Origin of the sequence: Paracoccus sp. MC1862, from assembly GCF_016617715.1 — a bacterium.
Lineage (GTDB): Bacteria > Pseudomonadota > Alphaproteobacteria > Rhodobacterales > Rhodobacteraceae > Paracoccus.
Genome location: NZ_CP067225.1, coordinates 2,829,623 through 2,845,303, shown reverse-complemented (window position 1 = coordinate 2,845,303; position 15,681 = coordinate 2,829,623). Strand labels below are relative to the sequence as shown.

15 protein-coding genes are annotated in these 15,681 nt (G+C 64.2%); 1 reads left to right on the top strand and 14 read right to left on the bottom strand.

All coding sequences use genetic code 11. From position 1 onward, the window contains the following. Positions 1-4: 4 nt before the first annotated feature. The 6 genes from rpsS to rpsJ all read right to left on the bottom strand — a co-directional run bounded on the left by rpsS (position 5) and on the right by rpsJ (position 3,354). Positions 5-283 carry a 30S ribosomal protein S19 gene (gene rpsS / locus JGR78_RS14050; protein WP_182791581.1) on the bottom strand — a complete coding sequence of 93 codons (279 nt, stop codon included), beginning with the start codon at positions 281-283 and terminating at the stop codon, positions 5-7. 3 nt (positions 284-286) lie between these two features. After that, entirely contained in the window at positions 287-1,126 is an 840-nt protein-coding gene (gene rplB, locus JGR78_RS14045) for a 50S ribosomal protein L2 (protein WP_182791580.1), read from the bottom strand. 98 nt (positions 1,127-1,224) lie between these two features. Next, positions 1,225-1,524 carry a 50S ribosomal protein L23 gene (locus tag JGR78_RS14040; protein WP_182791579.1) on the bottom strand — a complete coding sequence of 100 codons (300 nt, stop codon included), beginning with the start codon at positions 1,522-1,524 and terminating at the stop codon, positions 1,225-1,227. After that, complete coding sequence (gene rplD / locus JGR78_RS14035; protein WP_182791578.1) at positions 1,524-2,183, bottom strand: 50S ribosomal protein L4; 660 nt, start codon at positions 2,181-2,183, stop codon at positions 1,524-1,526. Before rplD ends, JGR78_RS14040 begins: the two co-directional genes overlap by 1 nt. Beyond that, on the bottom strand, positions 2,180-3,034 hold the full coding sequence (gene rplC / locus JGR78_RS14030; protein ID WP_182791577.1) for a 50S ribosomal protein L3: 855 nt from the start codon (positions 3,032-3,034) through the stop codon (positions 2,180-2,182). Before rplC ends, rplD begins: the two co-directional genes overlap by 4 nt. Positions 3,035-3,045: 11 nt before the next feature. Continuing rightward, positions 3,046-3,354, bottom strand: a complete 309-nt coding sequence (rpsJ, locus tag JGR78_RS14025; RefSeq protein WP_182791576.1) for a 30S ribosomal protein S10 — start codon at positions 3,352-3,354, stop codon at positions 3,046-3,048. A 383-nt stretch (positions 3,355-3,737) separates the two neighbouring features. Here rpsJ and JGR78_RS14020 point away from each other — a divergent pair, with 383 nt between their 5' ends. Further along, positions 3,738-4,277 carry a DUF2971 domain-containing protein gene (locus JGR78_RS14020; RefSeq protein ID WP_182791575.1) on the top strand — a complete coding sequence of 180 codons (540 nt, stop codon included), beginning with the start codon at positions 3,738-3,740 and terminating at the stop codon, positions 4,275-4,277. A 73-nt stretch (positions 4,278-4,350) separates the two neighbouring features. Here JGR78_RS14020 and tuf read toward each other — a convergent pair whose 3' ends face one another. The 8 genes from tuf to rpoC form a co-directional block, all read right to left on the bottom strand. Then, the gene (gene tuf / locus JGR78_RS14015; RefSeq protein WP_182791574.1) at positions 4,351-5,526 is read right to left on the bottom strand and encodes an elongation factor Tu; all 1,176 of its coding nucleotides are present in this window, start codon (positions 5,524-5,526) and stop codon (positions 4,351-4,353) included. 61 nt (positions 5,527-5,587) lie between these two features. After that, a complete protein-coding gene (gene fusA, locus JGR78_RS14010; protein ID WP_182791573.1) occupies positions 5,588-7,711 on the bottom strand; it encodes an elongation factor G in 2,124 nt (707 codons plus the stop codon). A gap of 12 nt (positions 7,712-7,723) precedes the next feature. Beyond that, complete coding sequence (gene rpsG, locus JGR78_RS14005) at positions 7,724-8,194, bottom strand: 30S ribosomal protein S7 (RefSeq protein WP_182791572.1); 471 nt, start codon at positions 8,192-8,194, stop codon at positions 7,724-7,726. A gap of 11 nt (positions 8,195-8,205) precedes the next feature. Continuing rightward, complete coding sequence (gene rpsL, locus JGR78_RS14000) at positions 8,206-8,577, bottom strand: 30S ribosomal protein S12 (protein WP_036707536.1); 372 nt, start codon at positions 8,575-8,577, stop codon at positions 8,206-8,208. A gap of 245 nt (positions 8,578-8,822) precedes the next feature. Next, the gene (locus JGR78_RS13995; RefSeq protein ID WP_182791571.1) at positions 8,823-9,671 is read right to left on the bottom strand and encodes a glycosyltransferase; all 849 of its coding nucleotides are present in this window, start codon (positions 9,669-9,671) and stop codon (positions 8,823-8,825) included. After that, positions 9,671-10,588, bottom strand: a complete 918-nt coding sequence (locus tag JGR78_RS13990; RefSeq protein ID WP_234450759.1) for a DMT family transporter — start codon at positions 10,586-10,588, stop codon at positions 9,671-9,673. Before JGR78_RS13990 ends, JGR78_RS13995 begins: the two co-directional genes overlap by 1 nt. 85 nt (positions 10,589-10,673) lie before the next feature. Next, positions 10,674-11,069 (bottom strand): isoprenylcysteine carboxylmethyltransferase family protein, encoded by a 396-nt coding sequence (locus JGR78_RS13985; RefSeq protein WP_234450758.1) that lies wholly within the window; start codon positions 11,067-11,069, stop codon positions 10,674-10,676. A gap of 352 nt (positions 11,070-11,421) precedes the next feature. After that, positions 11,422-15,657, bottom strand: a complete 4,236-nt coding sequence (rpoC, locus tag JGR78_RS13980) for a DNA-directed RNA polymerase subunit beta' (protein WP_182803346.1) — start codon at positions 15,655-15,657, stop codon at positions 11,422-11,424. Positions 15,658-15,681 lie beyond the last annotated feature (24 nt).

Here is a 15,681-nt window from a genome sequence, read left to right as displayed (position 1 = left end):
CGGTTTACTTCCTTTTCGCTTTCTTGTCGGCCGCATGACCGTAATAGGTCCGCGTCGGCGAATATTCACCGAACTTCTGGCCGATCATTTCCTCGCTGACGTTCACGGGGATATGCTTGTGCCCGTTGTAGACGCCGAAGGTCAGGCCGACGAATTGCGGCAGGATGGTCGAACGGCGCGACCAGATCTTGATGACCTCGGACCGACCCGAGTCGCGCGCCTTTTCGGCCTTGCGCAGGACATAGGCGTCGACGAACGGGCCTTTCCAAACAGAACGTGACATGGATCAGCGCCCCTTCTTCTTGGCGTGGCGCGACCGCAGAATGTACTTGTCGGTCGACTTGTTGGAACGAGTGCGCTTGCCCTTCGTAGGCTTGCCCCAGGGGGTCACAGGGTGACGGCCGCCCGAAGTCCGGCCCTCACCACCACCATGCGGGTGGTCGATTGGGTTCATGGCAACGCCGCGAACGGTCGGGCGGACGCCCAGATGCCGCATCCGGCCAGCCTTGCCGAAGTTCTGGTTGGAATGGTCAGGGTTCGACACGGCGCCGATGGTCGCCATGCATTCCTGACGCACCAGCCGCAGTTCGCCCGAGGACAGGCGGATCTGCGCATAGCCGCCATCGCGTCCCACGAACTGCGCGTAGGTGCCGGCGGAACGGGCCAGTTGGCCGCCTTTGCCGGGCTTCAGCTCCACGTTGTGGACGATCGTGCCGATCGGCATGCCGCTGAAGGGCATCGCATTGCCCGGCTTGATGTCCGCCTTGCGCGCGGCCAAAACCTTGTCGCCGACAGCCAGACGCTGCGGGGCAAGGATATAGGCCTGCTCGCCATCCTCATAGCGGATCAGCGCGATGAAGGCAGTGCGGTTCGGGTCGTATTCGATCCGTTCCACGGTGGCGGCGACGTCCAGCTTGGTGCGGCGGAAATCGACGACGCGGTAAAGCCGCTTGGCCCCGCCGCCCTTGTGCCACATCGTGATCCGTCCGGTGTTGTTCCGGCCGCCCGTCTTGGTCAAACCTTCGGTGAGGGTCTTGACGGGGCGGCCTTTCCAAAGCTCCGAACGGTCGATCAGTACCAGCCCGCGCTGGCCAGGCGTCGTCGGTTTATACGACTTGAGTGCCATGGTTTCTGTCTTCCGTTTGCCTTGGACCAAAGGTCCGTTTCAGTCGAAAAGCACCGCGGCCCCCGAGAATCCCGAGGGCCGCAGAGTCGTTGCCCTTATCAGAGGCCGGTGTTCACGTCGATGCTGTTGCCAGCCTCGAGCATCACATAGGCCTTCTTGACGTCCGAGCGGACGCCGGGGCGGCCGCGGAAGCGCTTGGTCTTGCCCTTGGTCAAAACGGTGTTGACCGCCTTGACCTTGACGTTGAACAGCGCCTCGACGGCATCCTTGATCTGCGGCTTGCTGGCCGATTTCTGCACCTCGAAGGTGACGGCATTGGCAAGCTCGCCCGCCATCGTCGCCTTCTCGGTGATGATCGGCTTGACGATCACGTCGTAATGTTCGGGTTTCGCAGCCATCACACGGTCGCTCCTTGATCGGCGGCGGCAGCCTGCGCGCCGTTCAGCCGGGCCTGCAGCGCCTCGACACCCGCGCGCGTGATCACCAGCGTGTCGCGCTTGAGGATGTCATAGACGTTGGCGCCCATCGAGGGCAGGATATCCACGCCTTCCAGGTTGCGGGCGGCGCGGGCGAAGTTCTCGTTCACCTGGGCACCGTCAATGACCAGGACGCGCTTCCAGCCCTGCTCCCTGACCGCCTTGGCCAGGACTGAGGTCTTGGCGTCGGCCAGGTCCAGGTTCTCCAGCACGACCAGCTTGCCGCGCGAGGCTTTCGCCGACAGCGCGTGGCGCAGGCCGAGGGCGCGCACCTTCTTGGGCAGGTCGAAGGCGTGGCTGCGCGGGGTCGGACCCTTGTAGACGCCACCCTTGCGGAAGATCGGCGCCTTGCGCGAGCCGTGGCGCGCGCCGCCCGTGCCCTTCTGGCGATAGATCTTCTTGGTCGAATAGCTGACGTCCGACTTGCCCAGCGTGGCATGGGTTCCAGCCTGAGCCTTCGCCCGCTGCCAGCGGACGACACGCTGCAGGATGTCCGCGCGCGGCTCCAGCCCGAAGATGTCGTCGGGCAGTTCGATGTCCCCGGCCTTGCCCGAGGAAAGCGAAATCACGTCGAGTTTCATTTGCTCTCGTCTCCTTCGGGGGCAGCGCTGTCGCCCTCGGCGATCGAGGCCTGAGCTTCGGCCAGCGCGGCTTCCTGCGCGGCGGCTTCGGCCTCAAGCGCGGCCTGACGCGCGGCTTCTTCCTCGGCAGCGGCCTGGGCGGCGGCTTCCTCGGCCAGACGCTTGGCCTCACGCTCGGCCGACCGCAGCGCGGCCGGGTAGATCGTGTTCTCGGCCTGCGGCTTCTTCACGGCGTCCTTGATCGTGACCCAGCCGCCCTTGGAACCGGGAACCGAGCCCTTGACCATGATGAGGCCACGGTCAGCGTCGGTGCGGACGACCTGCAGGTTCTGGGTGGTGACGCGCACCGCGCCCAGATGGCCCGCCATCTTCTTGCCCTTGAACACCTTGCCGGGGTCCTGACACTGGCCGGTGGACCCGTGCGAGCGGTGGCTGACCGACACGCCGTGCGAGGCGCGCAACCCGCCGAAGTTGTGCCGCTTCATCGCACCGGCAAAGCCCTTGCCGATCGAGGTGCCCGCGATGTCCACGAACTGACCCGCGAAGTAATGGGCGGCGATGATTTCCTCGCCCACGGGGACCAGGTTGTCCTCGGACACCCGGAACTCGGCAATCTTGCGCTTGGGCGCGACACTGGCTTTGGCGAAGTGACCGCGCATGGGCGCTGTCACGTTCTTCGGCTTCGCGTCGCCTGCGCCCAGTTGAAGCGCGGTGTAGCCGTCCTGCCCGGCGGTGCGCTGCGCGACCACCTGAAGGTTGTCCAGCTGCAGCACGGTGACGGGCACCTGACGACCGTCCTCGAGGAACAGCCGGGTCATGCCCAGTTTCTTGGCGATAACACCAGTCCGCATGACGATCCCCCTCAGACCTTGATCTCGACGTCCACGCCGGCGGCGAGGTCGAGCTTCATCAGGGCGTCAACGGTCTGGGGCGTCGGATCGACGATGTCCAGAAGCCGCTTGTGCGTGCGGATTTCCCACTGGTCGCGCGACTTCTTGTCGATGTGCGGACCACGCAGGACGGTGAATTTCTCGATCTTGTTCGGCAGGGGGATCGGGCCACGAATGGTCGCGCCGGTCCGCTTGGCGGTGTTCACGATCTCGGCGGTGCTGGCGTCCAGCACGCGATAATCGAACGCCTTGAGCCGGATACGGATGGTCTGGCTTTGCATCAAAGCATCCCTCGGTCGGGGATTTCAGTCGAGAGGCTGACGTCGCACCATACGGCGCCAGCATCGGACCTTAGAAAAACTGCAAGGCCGCCCCCATAACGGGCGGCCCTGTCAGATGCAACCGATTCTGCGTGACCGGTAGCGATGGAAGCTTATGAGGGGTGCGGGGGCGGGTGTCAACAGAACATTGCTACACAATTTCCCTTGGTCTAGCGTTGTCAAAATAGGAACGAAGTTTGCCGATGGGGAAAGTGACACGCTACGCATATCCGCAATTATTATACAGATACAGGCCAATTAACGATGACAATTGGGAGAGGGAATTTAACTGTGTATTGAGAAGTGAGATCTACTGCGGGGGATTTAAAAATTTGAATGACCCTATGGAGGGCACCCATCGGGAAAGCGCCATCTTCGAGAAATCATCGCGAAAAAGCAGCCGGATGGCCAGCATCCTAGCAGAACGAGATTCTATCGGAATAGCCAGCTTCTCCGAATGCCGTGCGAGCGAAACGATGTGGGCTCACTACGCGGGGGAATTTCACGGAATAACTATTTCCTACCGCTTTAAACGGCTTGTAAGATCCACGCCGAATGACATTGAGCTAGTTCGCGTCACATACGATGATGTTCCGCCTGTTTTCTTAAACGATCGAATGCCGGACACAGAAAAAGCTAGGTTGGCCCTTTCCACTAAGACGCTTAGGTGGGGCGAAGAACGGGAGTGGCGGCTGCTTTCCCCTAAGATCGGACTGGTGCATTTCGACGATCCGCTAACTGTAGCAGGTGTGACGATAGGGGTGCGGTTTGAGAGAAAAAGGCATCTACCCAAGTTGCTGAACATCTGCCGCAAAGCAAACGTCAAACTGTACGAGGCAAACATTTCCGGGTATCAACTTGAGTATACCGAAATGGCTAAATAGAATTAGCTAAAAGTAGTAATTCAAAGCCCGCCCCTTCGGGACGGGCCACTCTCTTGCAGCACCATGCTTCAGATCACTCGAGGATCTTCGAGACCACGCCGGCGCCGACGGTGCGGCCGCCCTCGCGGATGGCGAAGCGCAGCTTCTCTTCCATCGCGATCGGCGCGATCAGTTCCACCTCGAACTTCAGGTTGTCGCCCGGCATCACCATCTCGGTGCCCTCGGGCAGCTTGACGGTCCCGGTCACGTCGGTGGTGCGGAAGTAGAACTGCGGGCGGTAGTTGGCGAAGAACGGCGTGTGGCGGCCGCCTTCCTCCTTGGTCAGGATATAGGCCTCGGCCTCGAACTTGGTGTGCGGCTTCACCGAACCCGGCTTGCACAGCACTTGGCCACGTTCCACCCCGTCGCGGTCCACGCCGCGCAGCAGCGCGCCGATGTTGTCGCCCGCCTCGCCGCGGTCCAGCAGCTTGCGGAACATCTCGACGCCGGTGCAGATCGTCTTCTTGGTCGGGCGGATGCCGACGATCTCAAGCTCGTCGCCGACGTTCACCGCCCCGCGCTCGACCCGGCCGGTCACAACCGTGCCGCGGCCCGAGATCGAGAACACGTCCTCGATCGGCATCAGGAAGGGCTGGTCGATGGCGCGTTCCGGCGTCGGGATATAGGCGTCCACCGCCGCCAGCAGCGCCTTGATCGAGTTCTCGCCGATCTCGGGGTCGCGGCCTTCCAGCGCCGCCAGCGCCGAACCCTTGACGATCGGGATGTCGTCGCCGGGATAGTCGTAGGAGGAGAGCAGCTCGCGCACCTCCATCTCGACCAGCTCCAGCAGCTCCTCGTCATCCACCTGGTCGACCTTGTTCAGGTAGACCACCATGTAGGGGATGCCGACCTGGCGGCCGAGCAGAATGTGTTCGCGCGTCTGCGGCATCGGGCCGTCGGCCGCGTTCACCACCAGGATCGCGCCGTCCATCTGCGCCGCACCCGTGATCATGTTCTTCACGTAGTCGGCGTGGCCGGGGCAGTCCACATGGGCGTAGTGGCGGGACTCGGTCTCGTATTCCACATGCGTGGTCGAGATGGTGATCCCGCGCGCCTTCTCCTCGGGGGCGTTGTCGATCTGGTCGTAGCCCTTGAAGTCGCCGAAATACCGCGTGATCGCCGCCGTCAGCGTCGTCTTGCCGTGGTCAACATGCCCGATCGTCCCGATGTTGACGTGCGGCTTGTTGCGCTCGAATTTTGCCTTTGCCATCGCAAAGATCTCCTTGAATGTCAGGTGAAGGCGGGCGGGGCTTTCATCCCGCCCTGCAGCATCAGGCGTATTTCTTCTGGATCTCGTCCGAGATGTTCTGCGGCACGGCCTCGTAATGGTCGAACTGCATCGTGAACACCGCGCGGCCCGAGGACATCGAACGCAGGTTGTTGATGTAGCCGAACATGTTGGCCAGTGGCACCATCGCGTCGATGACGTTGGCATTGCCGCGGGTATCCTGGCCACGCACCATGCCGCGGCGGCTGGTCAGATCACCGATGATCGAGCCTGTGTATTCGTCGGGCGTCACCACTTCGACCTTCATGATCGGCTCCAGCAGCTTGGCGCCCGCCTTCTTCAGGCCCTCGCGCATGGCCGCACGGGATGCGATCTCGAAGGCCAGGACCGAGGAGTCGACGTCGTGGAAGGCGCCGTCGATCAGCGCGACCTTGAAGTCGATCACCGGGAAGCCCGCCAGCGGACCCGAGTCCATGACCGACTTGATGCCCTTCTCGACGCCGGGAACGTATTCCTTCGGCACCGCGCCGCCCACGATCTTCGACTCGAAGGAGTAGCCCTCGCCCGGTTCGGTCGGAGTGATGACCAGCTTGACGCGGGCGAACTGGCCCGTGCCGCCGGTCTGCTTCTTGTGGGTGTAGTCGATCTCGGCCTCGGTCGAGATGGTCTCGCGGTAGGCCACCTGCGGGGCGCCGATATTCGCCTCGACCTTGAACTCGCGCTTCATGCGGTCGACGAGGATGTCGAGGTGAAGTTCGCCCATACCCTTCATGATGGTCTGGCCCGACTCGATGTCGGTCTCGACGCGGAAGGACGGGTCCTCGGCCGACAGGCGCTGAAGGGCGAGGCCCATCTTTTCCTGGTCGGCCTTCGACTTCGGCTCGACGGCGATCTCGATCACCGGCTCGGGGAAGGTCATGGTTTCCAGGACCACGGGCTTCGCCGGATCGCAGAGCGTGTCGCCCGTCGTGGTGTCCTTCAGGCCCGCCAGCGCGATGATGTCGCCGGCGAACGCCTCGTCGATCTCTTCGCGCTGGATGGCGTGCATCAGCATCATCCGGCCGACACGCTCGCGCTTGCCCTTGGTCGCGTTCAGCATCGCGTCGCCCTTCTTCAGCGCGCCGGAATAGATGCGCGTGAAGGTCAGCGAGCCGACGAAGGGGTCGTTCATGATCTTGAACGCCAGCGCCGAGAAGGGTGCCGCGTCATCGGCCTTGCGTTCGATGTTGCGGGTTTCTGTCTCGTCATCGGGGGCAAAGCCCATCAGCGGCGGCACGTCGACCGGCGCCGGCAGGAAGTCGATGACCGCGTTCAGCAGCGGCTGGACGCCCTTGTTCTTGAAGGCCGATCCGGCGGTGACCGGGAAGAAGGCCAGCGCCAGCGTGCCCTTGCGGATCAGGCGGCGCAGCGTCTCCTCGTCGGGTTCGTTGCCTTCGAGATAGGCTTCCATCGCCTCGTCGTCCTGTTCGACGGCGAGTTCGATCATCTTGCCGCGCCATTCCTCTGCGACGTCCTTCAGCTCATCCCGGACCGGCTGGCGGACCCAGCTTGCGCCAAGATCCTCGCCCTTCCAGATCCATTCTTCCATCTTGATCAGGTCGACGATGCCTTCCAGCTTGTCCTCGGCGCCGATCGGCAGGGCGATCGGGCAGGGAGTGCCGCCAGTGCGGTCCTTGATCATCTGGACGCATTTGAAGAAGTCGGCGCCGATCTTGTCCATCTTGTTGACGAACACGATCCGCGGAACTTCATAGCGGTCGGCCTGACGCCAGACGGTCTCGGTCTGCGGCTCGACGCCGGCGTTGGCGTCCAGCAGGCAGATCGCGCCGTCAAGCACCGCCAGCGAACGCTCGACCTCGATGGTGAAGTCCACGTGGCCGGGGGTGTCGATGATGTTGAAGCGGTACTTGGTTTCCGACGTGCCTTCGCTGGTCGGGTCTTCCTGACGCTGCCAGAAGGTGGTGGTGGCAGCCGACGAGATGGTGATCCCGCGCTCGGCTTCCTGTTCCATGAAGTCCATGGTGGACGCGCCTTCGTGCGTCTCGCCCATCTTGTGGTTCTTGCCCGTGTAGAACAGGATCCGCTCGGTCGTGGTGGTCTTGCCGGCATCGATGTGGGCCATGATGCCGAAGTTGCGGTAGTGGTCGAGAGCGTAAACGCGTGCCATGATGCGCGGTCCTTACCAGCGGTAGTGGCTGAACGCCTTGTTGGCGTCGGCCATCTTGTGGGTGTCTTCGCGCTTCTTCACCGCGGTGCCGCGGCCGTTCACCGCGTCGGCCAGCTCGCCCGCGAGCCGCTCTTCCATGGTGTGTTCGTTGCGCTTCTTGGCGGCGTCGATCAGCCAGCGGATGCCCAGCGCCTCGCGGCGGATCGGGCGGACTTCGACCGGCACCTGGTAGGTGGCGCCGCCGACGCGGCGCGAACGCACCTCGACCGAAGGCTTCACGTTGTCGAGCGCCTCGTGGAAGACCTCGATCGGCTCGCGCTTGAGGCGGCCCTGAACGCGGTCGAGCGCGTTGTAGACGATCGTCTCGGCGATGGACTTCTTGCCGTCAACCATCAGGTTGTTCATGAATTTGGTCAGCACGCGATCGCCATACTTGGCGTCGGGCAGGACTTCGCGCTTTTCAGCGGCGTGACGACGGGACATGGATCAGAACCTCACTTCGGACGCTTGGCGCCGTATTTCGAACGACGCTGACGACGATCTTTGACGCCCTGGGTATCCAGGACACCGCGCAGGATGTGGTAGCGCACACCCGGAAGGTCCTTGACCCGGCCGCCGCGGATCAGCACGACGCTGTGTTCCTGCAGGTTGTGCTTTTCGCCGGGGATGTAGCTGATGACCTCGAACCCGTTGGTCAGGCGCACCTTGGCGACCTTCCGCATGGCCGAGTTCGGCTTCTTCGGCGTAGTGGTGTAGACGCGGGTGCAGACGCCGCGCTTCTGAGGGTTTCCCTGCAGGTGCTGCGACTTGGATCGCTGCACCTTGGGCTGCCGCGGATTGCGGATCAGCTGTTGGATCGTCGGCATTCGGTTCCCCGTCTTGCTTTGCGATACTCGCACCCGGGCTTGGTGCGCCACTTCTCGACAGCTTTTCGCGCCCATCGCGAAACGCCAAACCCATCCGAACCCTGTCAGGGGCTGGACGGGAAGATTTCCAGAGGATCAGGGCTGTGCCCGAATCCGACCGTTGAGGTTCTGGGGTTCCCGTCCGCTTTCGCGTCGGGTGCCGGGCGTATATGCGGATTCGCGGGCATATGTCAATGACGCGGGGCTCAGCGTCCCCATTTCGGCCGGTCCGCCCCCGGCACGGCTGCGGCCTTCGCCGCCCTGTCCAGCGCGCGCAGGTCCACGCCGAAGCGGCGCCTGACCACGGGCGCAAGGTCGGCGGGCAGGTCGGACCAGGGATAGTTCGGCCCCAAGGCGCCCGAGTCGCTGTCGTGGTGCACCGTCCGCAGGAACATCGGGCGGTCATTGACGGCCATGCCGTTCATGTAGCTGCCGATCTTCCAGTGCTCATGGTCGATGCAGGTCTGCCGCGCATCCGGACGCTGCCAGATGACCAGCGCCACGCCGGTGGCATGAACATGACGCGGCAGGGTTTCGATCCCGGTTTCGGTGGCCTTCAGGATCACGCCCTTCATGTAGTCGCACCAGGCGCGGCCGTCCCGCCGCAGCATCGGCATCAGCAGCCGCAGGTCGCGGCGGGCGCGGGCCACGAAGTCAAAGGCCAGCCCGTCATCGTCGTCATGCTTGAACTGCCCGACCCAGTCGGCTGCAGGGTCCACATGGGGATGGATCGCGCGGGCGCAGGCGACGCGGTGATGTTCCATCGGCGGCACCAGCTCCAGCCGGATCTGCGGGTGGGCGGCGGCGATTTCGCGCAGCCGGCCCAGCCATGGCTGCGGCAGGTCGGGGCCGGTCATGATGACGATGGTGTAATCGGGATCGGTCTGGCCGGTCAGGCCGGGAAGCGCCACCGCCTCGAACCATGCCCAGCGACGGGCAAGCCGCTCGGGGTCGTAAAGGAAGGCCCGCCGTTCCTCGATCGAAGCGTGCCTGACCTGAAAGCCCCGCCCGCCGAGATAGGAGAAGCGGCAGAGGCCCAGAAGCTGCGCCCGCATCAGCGGGACCTGTCCTGCAGCCGCGCCTCGCGCCAGATCGAATAAAGGCCGGCCGCCACCACCAGCCCGGCGCCCACCCAGGTCCAGCCAGCGGGCCAGACACCGAAGACGGCGAGGTCCACGAGAAAGGCGAAGATCAGGGCGGAGTAGCGGAAGGGCGAGACGAAGCCGACCTCGCCCACCCGCATGACCGCGACGGCGGTCAGGTAGCCGATGGTCAGGAACACGGTCGAGACCGCGAGGCCCATGACTTCCCCGCCCGTCGGCCAACGCCAGTCGCCAAGCTCTCCGGTCAGCGGCGCGCCCAGGGTGACGGCAAGCGCGGCGTAGAAGGCGACGGTGCTGGACCTGACCGCCGGGGTGAAGCCGCGGCTGGCCAGGTCGCGCACCACGATCAGGACCACGGCCACCACTGCCAGGAGCGCCGAGGCGTCGAAGGCGCCGGTTCCGGGGCGCAGGATCAGCAGCACGCCGGCCAGTCCGACCCCCACGGCCGACAACCGCCGCCAGCCCAGCCGCTCGCGGAAGACGACGGCCGCCGCCAGCATGATCAGCAGCGGCGTCGCCTGCATGACCGCCGAAAGCTGCCCGAGCGACATGAGCTGCAGCGCCAGCAGATAGACGAGGGTCGAGGAAACCTCGGCCACGGTCCTGAGCGACAGCATGAGACGATCCCGTCGCCCCTTCGGCCACCAGACAACCCCGCCGTCCCGCTGCGCGATTACCCAGAGGATCGCGGTGACAGCGATGCCCCGCAGCGCGATCCCCTCGGACAGCGGCAGGGTCTGGGTGACGAGCTTGATGGCGGTATCGTTGAACACGAAGGCGGCCATCGAGGCGACCATCAGAGCCGCCGCCAGCAGGTTGTCCCCCGCCCCGCTGCGTGGGCCGGAGTGCAGCCGAAACCGGCGGTTCATCGAAATCAGAGGGGTTCGCATGGAAAGCCGGCGCTGTTGTCACCCAGCCCTTAGGGCGCGGCGGCGGCAGAGGGAAGGCGCATCCTCACCATAGCGACAGCAGGACCCAGCCGAGGCCGACCTTGATCTGGTCCACCAGTTCGACGATCGGGATGAAGCACAGGAAGACAAGGGCATCGAACATGTTGCGCCGCAGCGTGGCGGTATCGACCTGCACGGTCCTGCCGGTGCAAAACAGCCGGGGACCGGGCAGGAAGAATGGCGTGCGCGCCGCATGGGCGTCATAATCCGCGCCGAAGCCGTGCGACAGGAAGGCGGCTTCCTTCCGCGCAGTGATCCACAGGATCACGCCGACGGTCGCCCCGATCAGCAGCCCCAGGCTGACCGCCCCGAACATCAGACCGATGCCTGTCGCGGCGATGGTTGAAAAGAAATAAAGCGGATTGCGGGTCATCGAATAGGGGCCGTCCTGCACCACCATCCGGTTCTTGGCTCCGCCGACATACAGGATGACCAGAAATGGCCCAGAACTCCCGTCAGCAGAAGCAGAAGACCGAGGGCTTCAATGACTTCGTGTCCGAGGCCCCCTTAGCCCAAGCGCCGGATTGATCACAAGGATCGCCGGCATCATGGCCAGAAGAGACAGCCGCATCAGATTGATCCGTCACTTCTGATCGACCGCAGCCTGCATCCGACCCTCGAAAGGCATTCTGTTTGTCCGCCCCATGGCTACGCCTGCCGCCGGTGACGCGCAAGCGGGCGGCTGGGGTCCTGCCCGCAAAAGAAAAGGCCCAGCGCTTGGCCGGGCCTTTCGGTTCGTCGGGGCTGTCAGATCATTCCTCGGGCGAGGTGATGATCGTGTCGATATCCGCCTCACGCACTTCGGGCGAGGACTGGGGCGCGGCCAGCGCGGCCGCGGCTTCCGCCTCGGCGCGGCGCATCTCGATCACCTCGGCGTCGCGGCCCTCGGCGATGCGCTTGACGCGGCTCGTAGCTCCACCGGTGCCGGCCGGGATCAGGCGGCCGACGATGACGTTCTCCTTCAGGCCCACGAGCTTGTCGCGCTTGCCCTGAACGGCAGCCTCGGTCAGCACCCGGGTCGTTTCCTGGAAGGACGCGGCCGAGATGAAGCTGCGCGTCTGCAGGCTTGCCTTGGTGATGCCCAGCAGCACGGGTTCGCCCGAGGCCGGACGGCCGCCGCGGGCCTCGATCTTGGCGTTCTCCTCGTCGAACTCGTCGCGGTCCACGTGCTCGCCCTTCAGCAGCGTGGTGTCGCCCGAATCGAGGATCTCGATCTTCTGCAGCATCTGGCGGACGATCACCTCGATGTGCTTGTCGTTGATCTTCACGCCCTGCAGGCGGTAGACGTCCTGCACCTCGTCGATCAGGTAGTCCGCAAGCGCCTCGATCCCCATGATCCGCAGGATGTCATGCGGCGCGGGGTTCCCGTCCATGATGTAGTCGCCCTTCTGCACGAAGTCGCCTTCCTGCACCGGGATGTGCTTGCCTTTCGGCACCATGTACTCGACGGGCTCGAGTCCCTCCTTGTTGGGCTGCACGATGATCCGGCGCTTGTTCTTGTAGTCCTTGCCGAATTTCACCGTGCCGTCCATCTCGGCGATGATCGCGTGGTCCTTGGGACGACGGGCCTCGAACAGTTCGGCCACGCGGGGAAGGCCCCCGGTGATGTCCTTGGTGCGCGCGCCCTCGCGCGGGATCCGCGCGATGACGTCGCCCGCCTTGACCTCCTGCCCGTCCTCGATCGACAGGATCGCATCGACCGACATCGGATAGCTGATCGGGTTGCCCTGCTCGTTGCGGACCGGCTCGCCGTCCTCGCCCATGATGATGATCTCGGGCTTGAGGTCGCTGCCCTTGGGCGCCGACCGCCAGTCCGTCACGATCTTCTGGGTCATCCCGGTGGCATCGTCGGTGTCCTCGCGGACCGAGAGGCCCGAGAGAAGATCGACGAAGCGCGCGGAACCCGCCTGCTCGGCGATGATCGGCAGGGTGTAGGGGTCCCATTCGAACAGCTTCTGGCCCCGCGTCACCGCGTCGCCGTCCCGCACCATCAGCTTGGAACCGTAGAACAGCTTGTGGCTGGCCAGCGCGGTGCCCTGCTCGTTCATCACGTGCAACTGCATCGAACGGCTCATGACGATCAGATCGCCATTCGCGTTTTCCAGCACGGCCGCGTTCTCGAACTGGACGGTGCCTTCCTGGTTCGCCGCGATGAAGGACTGCTGACCGCCTTGCGCGATGCCGCCGATGTGGAAGGTCCGCATCGTCAGCTGCGTGCCGGGCTCGCCGATCGACTGGGCCGCGATGATGCCCACCGCCTCGCCGATATTGACCAGCGTGCCGCGCGCAAGGTCGCGCCCGTAGCAGAGGGCGCAGACGCCGTCCTCGGCCTCGCAGGTCAGCGCCGAGCGGATGCGGACGTTCAGCACGCCCGCCGCCTCGATGGCGTCGGCCTTGCGCTCGTCGATCAGCTCGTTGCGGCGCAGCAGCACCTCGTCCTCGCCGGGCACCAGCACGTCCTCGGCCGCGACACGGCCCAGGATGCGCTCGGCCAAGGGCGAGATCACCTCGCCATCGTTGATCGCGGCCGAAGCCGTGATCGCCCGGTCGGTGCCGCAGTCATGCTCGCGGATGATGCAGTCCTGCGCCACGTCCACCAGGCGGCGGGTCAGGTAGCCCGAGTTCGCCGTCTTCAACGCCGTGTCCGACAGGCCCTTCCGGGCGCCGTGGGTCGAGTTGAAGTATTCAAGAACGGTCAGGCCTTCCTTGAAGTTCGAGATGATCGGCGTCTCGATGATCTCGCCGTTCGGCTTGGCCATCAGGCCCCGCATCCCGCCAAGCTGCTTCATCTGGCTGACAGAACCCCGCGCGCCCGAATGCGCCATCATGTAGACCGAGTTCGGCTCCATCTCGGCGCCGTTCTCGTCCTGGTGCTTGGCCGAGATCGTGGTCATCATGGCCTCGGTCACGCGGTCGTTGCACTTCGACCAGGCGTCCACGACCTTGTTGTACTTCTCGCCCTGGGTGATGAGGCCGTCGAGATACTGCTGCTCGAACTCCTTCACCTGATCCTGCACTTCGCCGACGATGTCCCATTTGGAATCCGGGACCACCATGTCGTCCTTGCCGAAGCTGATGCCGGCACGGAAGGCCTCGCGGAAGCCCATGCCCATGATCTGGTCGCAGAAGATCACGGATTCCTTCTGGCCGCAGTAGCGGTAGACGGTGTCGATGACGTTCTGGACGTCCTTCTTGCGCAGCAGGCGGTTGACCAGCTCGAACGGGGCCTTGGCATTTTTCGGCAGCAGCGCGCCCAGACGGACCCGGCCGGGCGTCGTCTCATAGCGCTTGATGACCTCGTTGCCGTCCTCGTCGATCTGCGGCAGACGGCAGGTGATCTTCGAATGCAGATGCACGGCGCCGGCGGCCAGGGCATGCTCGACCTCGTCAACCGAACCGAAGGCCATGCCCTCGCCCACCATGCCGTCACGCTGCATGGTGGTGTAGTAGAGGCCAAGGACCATGTCCTGCGACGGCACGATGATCGGCGCGCCGTTGGCGGGCGACAGCACGTTGTTCGTGGACATCATCAGGACGCGGGCTTCCAACTGGGCTTCCAGCGAAAGGGGCACGTGCACGGCCATCTGGTCGCCGTCGAAGTCGGCGTTGAAGGCCGAGCAGACCAGCGGGTGCAGCTGGATCGCCTTGCCTTCGATCAGGATCGGCTCAAAGGCCTGGATGCCCAGGCGGTGCAGCGTCGGCGCGCGGTTCAGCAGGACCGGATGCTCGCGGATCACCTCGTCCAGGATGTCCCAGACCTCGGGGCGTTCCTTTTCCACCAGCTTCTTCGACTGCTTGACGGTCGTGGAATAGCCCTGCGCCTGCAGCTTGGAATAGATGAAGGGCTTGAACAGTTCGAGCGCCATCTTCTTCGGCAGTCCGCACTGGTGCAGCTTGAGTTCCGGGCCCGTCACGATGACCGAGCGGCCGGAAAAGTCCACGCGCTTGCCAAGCAGGTTCTGGCGGAACCGCCCCTGCTTGCCCTTCAGCATGTCCGACAGCGACTTCAGCGGGCGCTTGTTGTTGCCCGTGATGACGCGGCCGCGGCGGCCGTTGTCGAACAGCGCATCGACCGATTCCTGCAGCATCCGCTTTTCGTTGCGGACGATGATGTCGGGCGCGCGCAGCTCGATCAGCCGCTTGAGGCGGTTGTTGCGGTTGATGACCCGGCGATACAGGTCGTTCAGGTCCGAGGTGGCAAAGCGGCCGCCGTCCAGCGGGACCAGCGGGCGCAGTTCCGGCGGGATGACCGGGATCACGGTCATGACCATCCACTCGGGACGGTTGCCAGATTCCAGGAAGGATTCGACGATCTTCAGCCGCTTGATGATCTTTTTCGGCTTCAGCTCGCCCGTGGCTTCCTTCAGCTCCTCGCGCAACTGGTCGGCCGTGGCCTGCAGGTCGATCGCGGACAGCATCTCGCGGATCGCTTCCGCGCCGATGTTGGCGGTGAAGGCGTCCACGCCATACTGGTCCTGCGCGTCCATGAACTCTTCCTCGGTCAGAAGCTGACCGTAGGTGAGGTCCGTCAGACCCGGCTCGATGACGACGTAGTTTTCAAAATAGAGGATGCGTTCCAGATCGCGCAGCGTCATGTCCAGCATCAGGCCGATGCGCGAGGGCAGCGACTTGAGGAACCAGATATGCGCGACCGGCGCGGCCAGCTCGATGTGGCCCATGCGTTCGCGGCGCACCTTCTGCAGCGTGACTTCCACGCCGCATTTCTCGCAGACGAGGCCGCGATACTTCATGCGCTTGTACTTGCCGCAGAGGCATTCGTAGTCCTTGATCGGCCCGAAGATGCGCGCGCAGAACAGACCGTCACGTTCCGGCTTGAACGTGCGGTAGTTGATGGTTTCGGGCTTCTTCACCTCGCCGAAGGACCAGGCGAGGATCTCCTCGGGCGAGGCCAGCGAGATGCGGATCTCGTCGAACTGCCGCGCCGGGGCGATCGGGTTGAAGGGATTGGTGGAGAGTTCCTGGTTCATCTGAATACCTTGTGAGTGGCGCGG

Excerpts from the sequence above, each read along its gene's own strand:
- rpsS (WP_182791581.1), bottom strand. The coding sequence starts at position 283 with ATGTCACGTTCTGTTTGGAAAGGCCCGTTCGTCGACGCCTATGTCCTG.
- rplB (WP_182791580.1), bottom strand. The coding sequence starts at position 1,126 with ATGGCACTCAAGTCGTATAAACCGACGACGCCTGGCCAGCGCGGGCTG.
- JGR78_RS14040 (WP_182791579.1), bottom strand. The coding sequence starts at position 1,524 with ATGGCTGCGAAACCCGAACATTACGACGTGATCGTCAAGCCGATCATC.
- rplD (WP_182791578.1), bottom strand. The coding sequence starts at position 2,183 with ATGAAACTCGACGTGATTTCGCTTTCCTCGGGCAAGGCCGGGGACATC.
- rplC (WP_182791577.1), bottom strand. The coding sequence starts at position 3,034 with ATGCGGACTGGTGTTATCGCCAAGAAACTGGGCATGACCCGGCTGTTC.
- rpsJ (WP_182791576.1), bottom strand. The coding sequence starts at position 3,354 with ATGCAAAGCCAGACCATCCGTATCCGGCTCAAGGCGTTCGATTATCGC.
- JGR78_RS14020 (WP_182791575.1), top strand. The coding sequence starts at position 3,738 with ATGGAGGGCACCCATCGGGAAAGCGCCATCTTCGAGAAATCATCGCGA.
- tuf (WP_182791574.1), bottom strand. The coding sequence starts at position 5,526 with ATGGCAAAGGCAAAATTCGAGCGCAACAAGCCGCACGTCAACATCGGG.
- fusA (WP_182791573.1), bottom strand. The coding sequence starts at position 7,711 with ATGGCACGCGTTTACGCTCTCGACCACTACCGCAACTTCGGCATCATG.
- rpsG (WP_182791572.1), bottom strand. The coding sequence starts at position 8,194 with ATGTCCCGTCGTCACGCCGCTGAAAAGCGCGAAGTCCTGCCCGACGCC.
- rpsL (WP_036707536.1), bottom strand. The coding sequence starts at position 8,577 with ATGCCGACGATCCAACAGCTGATCCGCAATCCGCGGCAGCCCAAGGTG.
- JGR78_RS13995 (WP_182791571.1), bottom strand. The coding sequence starts at position 9,671 with ATGCGGGCGCAGCTTCTGGGCCTCTGCCGCTTCTCCTATCTCGGCGGG.
- JGR78_RS13990 (WP_234450759.1), bottom strand. The coding sequence starts at position 10,588 with ATGAACCGCCGGTTTCGGCTGCACTCCGGCCCACGCAGCGGGGCGGGG.
- JGR78_RS13985 (WP_234450758.1), bottom strand. The coding sequence starts at position 11,069 with ATGGTGGTGCAGGACGGCCCCTATTCGATGACCCGCAATCCGCTTTAT.
- rpoC (WP_182803346.1), bottom strand. The coding sequence starts at position 15,657 with ATGAACCAGGAACTCTCCACCAATCCCTTCAACCCGATCGCCCCGGCG.